We start from the raw sequence: 13663 nt of genomic DNA, 5'->3' as shown, positions 1-13663 counted from the left end.
TTTTTTGACTCGTTTTTCTTCGACTACCCATCTAAAACTAAATCTTGTCGTCGCTGACTGGCTTTTCTCCGAGTGCCTCTTCCATCTCGGATTGTTTGCGGTGAGCAATCCGGCTACTCGCGGCTGAAGCGATGGCCCCGACAATATCGTCGAAGAACGTATGCACAGGTCCCAGGCTTTTGTCATTGAGACGTTCCAATACCCCAGGTTTCAGCTTGTCCACATAACCGTAATTGGTAAATCCGATACTGCCATATACATTCACAATCGAGAAGGCGAGAATTTCATCTACGCCATACAGTCCTTCATCGTTCTCAATCATCTCTTGCAAAGGAGAGATCAGTTGTCCTTGTTCTGCCAGCAGATCAAGCTGGATACCTGTCAGGACAGCATTCTGAACCTCACGTTTTTTCAAAACCATCTCCACGTTCTCGATGCATTCTTCCATCGTCAGTCCAGGATAGTACTTTTTCTGAAGCAACATGACCAGTTCTGCGATCTCAGGGATCGTGACGCCCCGTTTGTGTAACCATTCCCTTGTTGCTTCAGCAACTTTGCGGCTATTCAGACTGTAAGGGATTTTTTCCTGCTCCGGATGTTCCATGGGCGAATCCTCCTCTGGTGTAAATATAAATTGAACGAAGAGGTTTACACGGGAACACTCCGATGACAGCAGAACCTTCCGATCGCTGTTATCCGCAGATTTTTTAATTACCTTTTATCAAGGTGAAAATCCGCTGATAAAGGCGAACGCTTCGCTTCTTCAGGTTTTTTCTGTCCTCTCCGTTAACGTGTAAAAGAATCGTTCAACTTATATATTGATGATTGCATACATCTTACTTACATACGTTATTAACCGTATCGCGTTGCTTTTATGTTGGTATCACATGAAGATTGCCAGATTGAGCAGGAGCTTGTGCAAAAAGTAGTTATTTTTTGAACGAAGGCTCGTATACATGGTAGTACAAACTGTAAAAATGATAAGGGGGAACGTGAATCATGAGAAAAATCCCATCTTTACGTAAGGCTTCGGCAGCGGCTTTGCTTGGCATTCCTGTCGTATTATCTGGTTGTGGAATGTTCGGTGCCCAATCTTCAGAAGCGATTGATCCGCCGCCACGTATTCAGGAAGCCGCTATGATTCAGGCCGCTGAAGGTAATGGAAAGCTCGCAACGCTTCCGCTCACGACGGTGTATTTACAAGACCAGCAAGGGATGCTCGCTCCAGTCTCGTTAACCCTTCCATCCGGAACCGATGTAAGTAGCCCGAAGACAGCTCTGGATACTTTGGTTACAGGCGGAGCATATGCTGGAATGTTACCTGAAGGCTTCAAGGGTGTATTGCCACAGGGAACGGTAGTGCAGAATGTAACCATTCACTCGGATGACAAGCTGGCTGTTGTCGAGTTCTCGGGTAACTTTGCCAAATATGATGCCAAAGATGAGCGTAAAATGCTGGAAGCCGTGACGTGGACGCTCACAGGAACGCCTGAGGTAAACCATGTACAGATTTGGGTGGATGGCAAAAAGCTGAGTCAAATGCCTGTCAATAGTACACCTCTTCCGGAGCCGTTGAATCGCGCGGTAGGCATTAATCTGGATTTAGGTGAATCCTTCACAACGAACAGCAGTCCTGTGACGGTTTATTTTTCAGCCGCTTCTCCTGCTGGTGTGCAATATTATGTTCCAGTTACACGGCTAGTTGCTCCAAGTGGAGACCGCGTTCAGGCCGCTTTAAACGAGTTGATCAAGGGACCAGCCAAGGATGGAGAACTGGAAGAAGTGATGACAGGTGGAACGGAATTGCAGTCGGTTAAGACATCTGAGGATGGCACGGTAACGGTTGCGCTGAAGGATGATATGTTTACAGAAGGGGATATGGTACCTAGTGAGTTGTTACAGTCCGTTGTCCTGACAACCGCGGAGAATACAGCCAGCAAAGACGCCAAAGTGCAGATTGAATGGAACGGGCAGAAAACGGTCAAAGGTGATGATAACCGGGATTACAGTGCGCCGGTGTCCAAGCCAGAATACATTAACGAAATTCCGATTTAACAGATAAGAGAGCCCCGAGGGTGCTTTTAACTGAACTCTTTGGTAAAATATAAAGGATGGCTGCAAGAGAGAAGAAGTTCAACATTACAGGATGCTTAAGTCGTAGGAGGCAGAAAATATGAGATCTAACGGACGAACTAGCGAACAGCTACGCCCGATGAATTTAACAATTAACACGAATAAATACGCCGAGGGCTCTGTATTGATTGAAGTCGGTGATACAAAGGTAATCTGTACGGCAACGGTGGAGGAACGTGTTCCGCCTTTTATGAAAGGACAGGGCAAAGGCTGGGTTACAGCGGAATACTCTATGCTTCCGCGTGCTACTCATACTCGAAACCAGCGTGAAGCGAATCGCGGCAAGCTGACAGGACGCACGATGGAGATTCAACGACTGATCGGCCGAGCTCTTCGTTCGGTAGTGAACTTGCAGGCACTTGGGGAGCGTACCATTACGCTGGATTGTGATGTCATTCAGGCAGATGGAGGCACACGCACAACATCCATTACCGGTTCATTTGTGGCGCTGGCGCTCGCTGTGAACAAAATTGCGCAGCAACATAAACTGCAGGTGTTCCCGATCACGGATTTCCTTGCTTCCGTGAGCGTAGGTGTTGTCGGAGAACAGCCGGTACTGGATCTGAATTATGATGAGGATTCCAAAGCCAAAGTGGACATGAATCTGGTGATGACGGGCAGCGGGAAATACGTGGAGCTTCAGGGAACAGGTGAGGAAGCACCCTTTGACCGCCGTGAATTGAACGCGATGCTGGAACTTGGCGAACAGGGAATTTTGGAAATGATCGAGCGGCAAAAAGAAGCTCTTGGACCGATTGCGCTGAAGATTGGTTCACGTGGATTGGGTGAGGCTTAAGATGAGTCTGGACAGCCCGGTTATCATTGTTGCCACCCGCAATGCAGGAAAAGTGCGTGAATTCGCGCATGCTTTTGCTCCGCTGGGCAAAGAGGTCAAAAGCATGTTTGACTATCCGGAGCTGCCGGATGTCGTGGAAGATGGTGTTACCTTTGCCGAGAATGCGTGGAAAAAAGCAAAGGCCGTTGGTGATGCGCTCGGGCTTCCTGTTCTGGCAGACGATTCAGGACTTTGTGTAGATTTGCTGAACGGAGAACCGGGTGTTTATTCCGCAAGATATGCTGGTGAAGGTGCGACTGACGCCCAGAACAATGCCAAGCTACTGGATGCTCTTGCTGCGTTAAAATCAGGTGAGGATTCCCAGCAACCGTTGTTAAGTCCTGCTCAATTTGTGTGCGCACTGGTGCTTTACGATCCAGCAAGTGGAGATAAGTATGAAGCTGAGGGTTCGGCTGATGGCTGGATTACAGCTGATGCTGCAGGCGAGGGTGGCTTCGGATATGATCCCCTCTTCTATGTGCCGGAGTATGAGAAAACGATGGCAGAACTTACGTTGGAACAAAAACAAGCGATCAGTCATCGGGGTCATGCACTGCGAGCACTGGTTTCCCGCTTGCAAGCATAAAAGAAGAGGTAGGCTACATGCTTCGCTAGTGCGCTGAATCGATTGACTTTCTTGATTGCATGAAGCAAGCAAGTGGAGCATTGAATTCATCAAGGCGTTAATGGAAACAACTTTCATTCCTATGGGATAGGATAAGGTTGTTACTCTGTTAACGTCTTTTTGATATGCGTTGTTAAGCTAATCAAAGTGTGGTCCTTCCATGTACCTAGATATCATGACTGATTAAGGAATTTAGATATGGGGAACGTATGTTCTTTTTCCTATACCGAACAGGAGGTGGTTTGCACGATTGGGAATGGCATTGGGACTGGGGTTGGAAGAAGTTGCAAGTCATGCCGGGTATGGGTTAACATTCAGATTAGTGAAAGATGATACACCTTATACGGGAGGGATTTGGCATGCAAGAAGTGAAGCTGGTTGTAAATTACGATGACTATGAAGAAGGTATTCGAATGGAGACACTTCTTCAAGATTTGGCAGCAAAACCGGAAGCGGCTACGCTGGAAAGTCTGATCATTGGAGATTGGGGACAAGCTTATGAAAATTCTCCTCAGGAATTCAAAGATACGTTAATTCAGCTTGCACCAAGTTTTCCGGCTCTAAAACAATTGTTTATCGGAGATATGGAGTCCGAAGAGTGCGAAGTTTCCTGGATTGTTCAGACGAATCTTGCGCCAATTCTGCAAGCTTTTCCGAATTTGACCTCGTTTGTGATCAAAGGCAGTAGCGGACTTGAACTTGAGCCTCTTCAGCACAGCAAGCTGGAAGAGTTAGTGATTATCTGTGGTGGTCTTCCGAAAAAAGTGTTACATTCCATTGCCTCCGCTGAACTTCCCGAATTGCGCAAGCTTGAACTGTATTTGGGTGTGGAAGACTACGGATTTGACGGTTCATTAGAGGACGTACTGCCATTGCTTGAAAAAGGACGTTTCCCTAAACTGGAGTACCTTGGTTTGAAGGACAGCGAAATACAGGATGAGATTGCCAAGGCTACTGCAGATGCATCGATCTTGGAACAGATTCAGATACTTGATTTCTCCGAAGGCACATTATCCGATGAAGGTGCAGAGGCACTGCTTGCCAGCGAACAAATCAAACAATTAAAACATTTGAACCTAAGCTATCACTTCATGACGGACGAAATGATGGAGCGCTTTAAGCAATCAGGCATGTCGGTAGATGTCAGTGACCAACAGGAAAGTGATGAGGATGACTGGCGTTTCCCGATGCTGACAGAATAAATGATGTGGCATGAAAAAGATCTGTTATTAATTAGCAATCCAGATAATCGACGAACGGCAGGGATACAAGAAGCCAGAAGACAAATGGGGATGAAACCTGCGACGGTGTTGTCTTATGAGAATCTTCTTCGAACCTGGAGACGGGGAGGCGGTCTTGCCGAACTTGTGGAATTCATCTCACCTAGTCCGCTGATTCGACTGGATGCTCCCGGGGAAGATTGGGAGGTAGAACGCGGGCTGTTACATCTCGGGGCAACCGACTACGAAGGCTTTGACGGTACAGTATTGAGCACTCCATCGCCGAGTTTTGAGGGCTGGAAGTTTAGCTCGCCAAATGAAGCGATATCTTCGGTGAAACGGTCACCAGGTGAATCTTTCTCTGCCGAAGCAGCGCTCACATTAGAGCAACAATGGGGCAGAATTTACGCGCCTGCCCAATGGTTCAGAGGCTGGAAGGTTTGTCTTGACCGAATCGCCCAAGAAGCGCGTGAAGTATGGCCTGGTGTGCAATTCTGGAATGATCCTGATGAGATTGGCATGATGTTTGATAAAAGAGAATGCCAGCTTCACCTCATGCGTCAAGGAATTTCGGTGCCACCGATATTACCTTCTTCCGAGCCAATTCAGTGCTGGGAACAGTTGCGAGCAGCGATGGATGCATCACGGATGCATCGCGTTTTTATTAAGCTAGCCTGTGGCTCGGCTGCTTCTGGAGTAGTTGCATATCAAGTGAATCCGCGAACAGGTGCAGAGATTGCTGTGACAACCGTAGGTATGGAGACCAGCCAGGGTCAAACGCTCTTTTACAATGAAGGTAAACTGCAAAAGTATACACATCCTGAAGAAATTCGTACGCTGCTGGACTGGCTTTGTGCTGAAGGAGCTCAGATAGAACGGTGGATGCCCAAAGCTATGCTGGATCAACGTGTTTATGACATTCGCCAACTTGTGATGGCAGGACAGGCCGGTCATGCAGTCATGCGTCTTAGCCGTACACCAATCACCAATCTTCATTTACGGAATGAGCGCATGCTACCGGCGGAAGCTGGTCTGCCCGACCCACATATGTCGATGATCCAGAGAGTAGCTCGTGATACGATGCTGGCTTTTCCCAATTCATGGTCGGCAGGCATTGATGTGATGCTTACCAGTGGCATGGAACCACGAGCGTACGTGCTGGACGTGAACCCGTTCGGAGACTTGTTATACCGAGTCAGACATCAAGAGTTGACCCCGTATGAATGGGAGATGAAGCTTTTGCGAAAGGAGCCTGTTAGACATGCCTGATATGAACACCATTGTAGGCTCCCATGATATATTGATGATTACACTGGATACGTTACGATATGATGTTGCCAAGCTGGAAGAACAGCATTGCCCCAATCTGTGTGGCTCCGGTTCATGGGAGAAACGGCATACCCCGGGGAGCTTTACGTATGCTGCTCACCATGCTTTTTTTGGCGGTTTTATGCCCACACCTGCCAATACAGACAAAGCATCGCATGTAAGGTTGTTCCATTCTCGAAATACGGGACTTCAAACTCATCCTCATACTTGGTTGTTTGATACGCCGGATATCGTGTCCGGCTTTGCCGCTGAAGGGTATCGAACGATCTGTATCGGTGGCGTCATATTTTTTACGAAAAAGAATCCTCTCGCCAAAGTGTTGCCTGGTTATTTTCAGCAAAGTTATTGGCGCATGAATTTTGGGGTTACCAATCCAAGGTCAACAGAGAATCAAGTCAACCATGCCTTAAAGTTACTTGATCAGACTGGGCCAGACGAGAAGCTTTTTCTTTTCATGAACGTTTCTGCCATTCACGGCCCCAACCGATACTTCGTTGAGGGAGCCCGGGAGGACTCGGTAGATACGCAGCGAGCCGCATTGCGATATGTGGACAAGGCGTTAGGACCTTTGTTTGAAGCGATGAGAGCGCGCGAACGGCCAACGTTCTGCCTTGCTTTTTCTGACCATGGTACCGCCTATGGTGAAGATGGGTATCACGGACACCGACTGGCGCATGATGTAGTTTGGACGGTGCCGTACCGTGAATTTATTTTATAAGGAGGGAAGCCCGATGAGTGAGTATGCAGAGCGAACTACAGCAGGTGCCACGCAGTCTGGCTCCGATCCAGCAGCAAGTCTTCGTGATGTGCTGACATTCCCTTATCGTTCCTATCTGTACTCTTACCCGCATAAGACAGCATATCGTGAACTGAATCCGCCCATTCCGCTACAATCTCTGTGGGAGAAGGAAGACACGGAGACTTACTTTTTATACATGCACATCCCTTTTTGTGCTGCTCGTTGCGGGTTTTGCAATCTGTTCACACTGCCGGACAAGCGGCAGGACAGCCATGAACAATATGTGGACGCACTTGAACGTCAAGCAAAGCAGTGGGCGCCAGTGACTTCACGTAGACCGTATTCGAGGTTTGCAATTGGTGGAGGAACACCGACATTGCTGAATGAGTCTCAACTTAGCCGTCTGTTTGACATTGCTGAACATACGATGGGACTGGATGCTTCTCAAGCTTCGATATCGGTGGAGACATCGCCTGACACCGTTACGGATGGCAAATTGAGCATCTTGAAGGAACGGCGCGTGGATCGGGTGAGTATGGGGATTCAAAGTTTTATTGAAGCAGAGGCTTCCGCCATCTATCGTCCGCAAAAACCACAAGAGGTAGAACGCGCTCTGGAGAAGCTGGTCCGTTATGATTTTCCGCTGTTGAATCTGGATCTGATCTATGGTTTACCGGGTCAAACCGAGGAGACATGGATCTATTCCCTTGAACGTGTCCTGGCTTATGATCCGGGCGAAGTATTTATTTATCCTCTATACACACGGGAAAACACGATCGTAAAGCCAGAGGATATTCAGCGTCAAGGACCCGATATACGAATGCAACTTTACCAAGCTGCACGTGAACTTTTAAAAAGCAAAGGGTACACCCAATATTCGATGCGCAGATTTGCCAAGGAGCAGTCTTCTGCCAAAGCACTTTTACCGTACAGTTGTCAGGAAGAGGGCATGGTCGGTCTGGGATGTGGTGCCCGTTCCTATACGAGCGAGGTCCATTATGCATCTAAATACGGTGTGACCTATAAGGCAACACAAAGCATTATTGCTGATTATGTAGGCACCGAGCGTTACGATGTGGCTGATTATGGCATTGTGTTAAGCCGCGAAGAGCAGAAACGCCGATTTATATTAAAAGCGCTGCTACATCGGGAAGGACTCATGTTGTCCGCTTACCAGGAGAGGTTCGGAACAGATGTGATGTCTGACTACCCTTGGTTGAACGAATTGTTGGTCGAAGAGATGGCATGCTTCGATGTCGAAGAAAATGAGCGAGTACTGCGTTTGACAGAGAATGGACTTGGATATTCCGATGCCATTGGAGACTGGCTTATTTCTGCGGATATTCGTGAGCAGATGGAAGGATTTGTTTTCTCATGAGAGCGACCTTATATTACCGGGGGAAGTTATCCTCTTGTAACTATGACTGTCCCTATTGTCCGTTCAGCAAAACAGTGGATTCCAAAGAAACGTTAAATGTGGACGAACAGCAGCTACGCCAATTTGTAAACTGGGTCAGAGAACAGGAGATTCATGGGCATCGATTTTCGATATTCTTTAACCCCTACGGAGAAGCTTTGGTGCGGCGCTGGTATCGGGAAGCGATGGTTGAATTGTCACATATGACTCATGTGGATAAGGTAGCGATTCAGACGAACCTTTCTGTGAAACTGGATTGGGCAAGTGAGTTGCATGTAGACAAAGCGGCCTTTTGGGCAACGTATCACCCTCGCGAGACCAAAGAGACTTCCTTTGTGAACCAATGTATGACATTACGGCAGATGGGGCTGTCTTTCAGCGTCGGCACGGTTGGACTACGCAGTGCATTTCCAGCCATAGAATCCATGAGGAATGCCCTACCTGACGATGTGTATATGTGGATCAATGCGTTCAAAGATCGGCCGAACTACTACACCCCGGACGAAATCAAGTTTCTCAAGGACATTGACCCTTTCTTTGAGGGGAATCTGCAGGACTATGATAGTTTGGGCAAGCGCTGTGCTGCAGGCACGGATGTGTTTTATGTTCAAGGCTCGGGTCATGTAAAAAGATGTTATAAGGATCGACGGATCATCGGTCACCTCTATCGTGATGGCTTGCAGGCTTTGGCTAAAGATCGTCCTTGTGGCATGAAAAAATGCGGCTGTTACATCGGTTATATTCATATGCAGGATTCCCCGTTCAGAGAAACATTTGGCACAGGGCTACTGGAACGGAATCCGACCTTTATTCATCAATAAATTCATCTTACAGTAAGTGCTTGCCTCAAACCTTAAGGTTTGTTTGCAAGTGTACTGGAAGGTGTTTTTTTTATTTTCTGTAATAAAGAAATAATTCGAAAACCCTTGATAAATAGGTCTTGACTTATTTTATTGCAAATTCAAAATAATTTCTGATTCAAGTTTTGGTGGTTTTGGGTTAGTATTAATTAGGAATAAAGACCCGTTTATTAAATGATATATATAATTATTATATTGTTTTATATCATATTATAGGTCTTTAGTCTAGTTTAGGGGGTGAATATGAAAAAAATATATCATCTTACATACTTGTATTGAAATTCGGGAGGAACTCAACGTGAAAAGGATATCCATCAGTCAAAAGTTACTTATCGGTTTTTCATCCGTTCTATTGTTGTTGATAGCGGTTACAGCTATTTCATACTTTCAATTTGTGAGTTTGGAGAAAACATTCACCGATTTAATCAATGATAGAACAAGCAAATTGCTTAAAATTAAAAATATGACGATTGACCTGAAATCACAACAAGTGGCTTTGAGAAATTACATCATGAAACCTGACCAGGGGAATGAGGACGCATTTCAGCAAGCGTATGAAGATTACATAAAATTGAGCGAAGATCTAAAAGCGACAGTTACGAGTTCCAATATGAAACAATATCTGGCAGACTCGAGCGAATTGATGATCAAATATTATGACATTGCCAAAAATATAATGTCTTTGACTAAGCAAGGGAATGTGGAGGAAATATCCGGGTTAATGGAGAATACCGTCCCGCCGCTTATAACTGAATTTGAAAACATTGTCGAGTCGATGGAAAATCATCAGCAAAAAGCAATGGATGAAGGAATCGCCGCGGCCAATGTCCAGACAGCTACGGTTCTTCGATTGATCATTATCCTAGGTGTCGTTTCTATTCTTATTGGCTTAGCAATCGCAATTATCATCGGCCGAATGATCTCCAAACCGGTGCAGGCTGTTGCACAAGCCGCTAGCCGTATTGCGGAAGGTGACTTAACAGGGGCAACATTGAAGGTTCGTAACAAAGACGAGATCGGGGAGATGGCTGAAGCATTTAATGTGATGTCCGTCAATTTGCGTTCTCTGATTCATCAAGTGAATGATGGTGCAGAACGTGTAGCAGCTTCGTCGGAAGAATTAACGGCAAGTACCGAACAGACGGCTATAGCTAATGAACAAGTAGCCACTACGATGGGTGAGATCGCAACAGGGATGGATGCCCAGGTTCGTATGGTCAGTGAAGGATTCCAGACGATGAATGAACTGGTTACCGGTTTCCGGCAAGTGGCTGAAAATACAACTGTTGTTTCCGAGCAGGCTGCTGAAGCTTCTGCCCAAACGATATCGGGTAGTGAATCCATTCGCACAGCGGTTGGTCAGATGAATTCCATTCAGAATACAGTTTCGAGCCTTGCAGGAGTTATTGAAGAACTCAGTAAGCACTCGACAGATATTGTGAAAATGGTAGACGCGATCTCGGAAATATCTGCCCAGACGAATCTGTTATCTCTTAACGCAGCCATTGAAGCTGCGAGAGCTGGAGAGCACGGAAGAGGATTCCAGGTCGTGGCTACCGAGGTTCGAAAATTGTCAGAGCAATCTGCACAGTCTGCAGGAGAGATTGTCGGACTTGTTTCTTCCATTGAGACAGGCATGAGAAATGCTGCGCATTCGATGAGTGTGGTATCTTCTGAGGTGCAAGAGGGAATTCAATTAGTGAACCAGGCAGGATCTACTTTTGACCACATTCGAAGTTCAGTTAGTGGTGTTGCGGGACAAGCGCAGGAGGTGTCTGCTTCCATTGAACAGATGAATGCTGGTGTAGAGCAGATTAATGCGTCTATGAAATCAATCATGGACGTAACGGAGAACGCGGCAGCGGGCACAGAAGAAGTAAGTGCAACAACCGAAGAACAATTGTCTGCAATGCAGGAGATTGCATCGGCTGCGAATGATCTTTCATCTATGGCGGAGATGTTACAGCAGTCTGTTGCTCGTTTTAAAGTTTCTTAATTTGAGAAAGGTAAATATCAGAAATGCCCCTGGACCATGTTAATGGTACGGGGCATTTTTTATTGCGGTTTTGTGGATGAACACTCTAATTATCAGGATAGCTTACAGGGAATTGCAGTGCTTAAAGTTGTACGTGAAAGAGGGCGAATTGAATTATCGGATCGCAACGTTATATGTTTTCAGCCAGCTATTGATTTGAGTCAGATAAGCGAACAACTGGGGCCCTGACATTAATTGTCCAAACCACGGCAGATTGGATGAAGCATCTGGTGAAGAGGCGAGATTTCGAATCTGTACTTTGTCGATAAGAGGCAGTATTGGTGATGTTGGATCATCCAGTATTTCAAGGACCTGCTGCTTGACTGCTGCAAGATACTGAGGATTATGTGTTTTGGGATAGGGGCTCTTCTTACGATACAGCACATCGTCAGGCAGGACACCTTCAAGCGCTTTTCGTAAAATTCCTTTCTCTCTTCCGCCGGTAATTTTCATTTCCCAGGGAATGTTAAACACGTATTGGATCAGCCGATGATCGCAATAAGGAACGCGGACTTCCAGACCAGCACCCATACTCATCCGGTCTTTGCGATCCAGCAGGGTAGGCATGAAGCGGGTAATATTCAAGTAAGACATAACACGCATCTGAGCTGTTTTCCCCGTTTCTCCTTCCAGTAGCGGAACCTCTGCTACGGCATCCGAGTATCGGTCTGCAAGGTAGTCGAGCGGTCTGATCCACTCCCGAATGTCTGGGGATAACAGCCCTGCTCGCATGTCGGGTGCAACGGACCAAGGGAATGTACCTGAATTCAGCATTTCATCTCGGTGGAACCACGGGTATCCGCCGAATACCTCGTCAGCAGCTTCGCCGGAGATGGCGACAGTTGCTCCTTTTTTGATCTCTTTACAGAATAGATACAAGGATGAATCGACATCTGCCATACCCGGCAAATCTCTTACCAGCATAGCTTGAGTCAGTGCATGAACGAGTTCACCATTTTCAATCTCGATCCAGTGATGATCGGTTTTGAGCTCATCCACCATCCGCTGAATCCATGGGCCATCTGCCCCGGGCTGAAAGGAATGGGCCTGAAAGTGTTTCGCATTATCCACATAATCAACCGAATACGTACTCACTTGACCTTGCCCTGTTCGGTTATAATAATCGACAGCCAAAGCTGATAAAGCACTTGAGTCAAGGCCGCCGGATAAAAGAGAACATACAGGAACATCGGAAGCTAACTGGCGTTCTAGCGTATCCTGCAACAGACGGCGTACTTCAACTGCAGTCTCTTCCAGATTATGTTCGTGTTGCACGGATTCTAACTTCCAATAGGCATAGGTCTTGATCCCATTCCGGCTGTATATCATGGCGTGAGCGGGCTTCAGTTCATGAAGTGAAGAGTATACACCATGTCCTGGTGTTCGTGCAGGTCCTACAATAAATACTTCGGCGAGTCCTTCGGGTCCTACTGCAGCTTCCACATCCGGATGAAGGAGCAACGCTTTGGGTTCTGAACCAAATACAAGTGTATCTTTTGCATTACTGTAAAACAGAGGTTTGACGCCCAGCCGGTCACGGGCTAAGAAGACCTGTTCTCTTCCGCCGTCCCATATTGCAAAAGCAAAGATACCGTTAAACTTTTCAACACATACCGGTCCCCATTCGATATACGAGGCGAGCAGAACTTCTGTGTCACATTGGGTACGGAAATGGTGCCCACGCTGAAGCAACTCCTTTTTTAATTCGGGTGCATTGTATAGTTCTCCGTTATACACAACGGTATAGGAGGTGTCTCCTTGTAACGCATGCATGGGCTGTGCCCCGTTCTCCGGGTCCATTACGCTGAGGCGGCGATGTCCAAAAGCACAGGGATTGGAAATCCATGTACCCGAAGCGTCGGGGCCACGGTTCGTTAAGCTATTCGTCATCCGAACGAGCAACTCCGATTCCTGTGTCAAATCCCGATTCCACTGTACGAAGCCGGTTATACCGCACATGGTTTGTTCATCCTTTCTTGATCGAGTCATTCATCCGTATGCTTCCAAAAATCGAAAGCAGTTAGCAAATGTTGTCTTTTTCGTCAGAGGTCGTAACAAATATATGCCGAATGCAGGCATAAAATGTCTGTCCTCTTCCGAAACTACATGTAGGGATAACAGCTTTAAGCGCCTGTGAAGGGGAGTGCATGCAATGGACAGGACCAACTATTATGTGTCCGTCATGGGCCGCTCTGTCATACCGGATTCGTCTGTAACGTCATATGAATGGGTGATTCAGGCAACGCCGCAGGAAGCCGAACATTTACTGGGATTGCTATATCTTATGCAGGAAAAGGAAGAAGAAGCTTTTCCAGGAATGGTATTTCCTTGGCCGGACACGCCAGAACATGATGTGAATCGTGCTTATGAAACTGTTTTGCAACAGGTATACCGGGAAATTTACCGGTTGGGAACGCCAGAGACCAAGCACCAGATTGAACAAACGACATGAACAGAGTGAGCAACATGA

The 13663-nt window shown here is 46.8% G+C and carries 12 protein-coding genes; 10 read left to right on the top strand and 2 right to left on the bottom strand.

The window, feature by feature from the left end:
• Positions 1-37: 37 nt before the first annotated feature.
• Positions 38-604, bottom strand: a complete 567-nt coding sequence (locus tag ACT89M_RS22575; protein ID WP_090919184.1) for a phosphatidylglycerophosphatase A family protein — start codon at positions 602-604, stop codon at positions 38-40.
• Between the two features lie 395 nt (positions 605-999).
• On the opposite strand from ACT89M_RS22575, the gene ACT89M_RS22570 reads away from it, so the two are divergent.
• The 9 genes from ACT89M_RS22570 to ACT89M_RS22530 all read left to right on the top strand — a co-directional run bounded on the left by ACT89M_RS22570 (position 1000) and on the right by ACT89M_RS22530 (position 11154).
• Positions 1000-2055 carry a GerMN domain-containing protein gene (locus tag ACT89M_RS22570; protein WP_090919181.1) on the top strand — a complete coding sequence of 352 codons (1056 nt, stop codon included), beginning with the start codon at positions 1000-1002 and terminating at the stop codon, positions 2053-2055.
• A gap of 118 nt (positions 2056-2173) precedes the next feature.
• Positions 2174-2929 carry a ribonuclease PH gene (rph, locus tag ACT89M_RS22565; RefSeq protein WP_090919178.1) on the top strand — a complete coding sequence of 252 codons (756 nt, stop codon included), beginning with the start codon at positions 2174-2176 and terminating at the stop codon, positions 2927-2929.
• Position 2930: 1 nt separating this feature from the next.
• On the top strand, positions 2931-3554 hold the full coding sequence (locus ACT89M_RS22560) for an XTP/dITP diphosphatase (protein ID WP_154890983.1): 624 nt from the start codon (positions 2931-2933) through the stop codon (positions 3552-3554).
• Positions 3555-3952: 398 nt separating this feature from the next.
• Positions 3953-4795 (top strand): STM4015 family protein, encoded by an 843-nt coding sequence (locus tag ACT89M_RS22555; RefSeq protein WP_154890982.1) that lies wholly within the window; start codon positions 3953-3955, stop codon positions 4793-4795.
• Positions 4796-6082, top strand: a complete 1287-nt coding sequence (locus tag ACT89M_RS22550) for an STM4014 family protein (protein ID WP_154890981.1) — start codon at positions 4796-4798, stop codon at positions 6080-6082.
• Complete coding sequence (locus ACT89M_RS22545; protein WP_154890980.1) at positions 6075-6860, top strand: STM4013/SEN3800 family hydrolase; 786 nt, start codon at positions 6075-6077, stop codon at positions 6858-6860. The genes ACT89M_RS22550 and ACT89M_RS22545 overlap by 8 nt, the downstream gene beginning before the upstream one ends.
• 13 nt (positions 6861-6873) lie before the next feature.
• Positions 6874-8259, top strand: a complete 1386-nt coding sequence (locus ACT89M_RS22540) for an STM4012 family radical SAM protein (protein WP_154890979.1) — start codon at positions 6874-6876, stop codon at positions 8257-8259.
• The gene (locus ACT89M_RS22535; protein WP_090919162.1) at positions 8256-9119 is read left to right on the top strand and encodes an STM4011 family radical SAM protein; all 864 of its coding nucleotides are present in this window, start codon (positions 8256-8258) and stop codon (positions 9117-9119) included. The genes ACT89M_RS22540 and ACT89M_RS22535 overlap by 4 nt, the downstream gene beginning before the upstream one ends.
• A 337-nt stretch (positions 9120-9456) precedes the next feature.
• Positions 9457-11154, top strand: a complete 1698-nt coding sequence (locus ACT89M_RS22530) for a methyl-accepting chemotaxis protein (RefSeq protein WP_308723107.1) — start codon at positions 9457-9459, stop codon at positions 11152-11154.
• Between the two features lie 153 nt (positions 11155-11307).
• Here the strand turns inward: ACT89M_RS22530 and asnB are convergent, their stop codons facing one another.
• Positions 11308-13152: an asparagine synthase (glutamine-hydrolyzing) gene (gene asnB / locus ACT89M_RS22525; protein WP_308723108.1), complete on the bottom strand. Its 1845-nt coding sequence runs from the start codon at positions 13150-13152 to the stop codon at positions 11308-11310.
• Positions 13153-13345: 193 nt separating this feature from the next.
• On the opposite strand from asnB, the gene ACT89M_RS22520 reads away from it, so the two are divergent.
• Positions 13346-13645 (top strand): hypothetical protein, encoded by a 300-nt coding sequence (locus tag ACT89M_RS22520; protein WP_090919156.1) that lies wholly within the window; start codon positions 13346-13348, stop codon positions 13643-13645.
• The last annotated feature ends 18 nt before the right edge of the window (positions 13646-13663 follow it).

Source organism: Paenibacillus sp. NN59 (assembly GCF_057597225.1).
The sequence above is the reverse complement of the archived record's forward strand: the minus strand, read 5'-3'. Positions and strand labels throughout refer to the sequence as shown.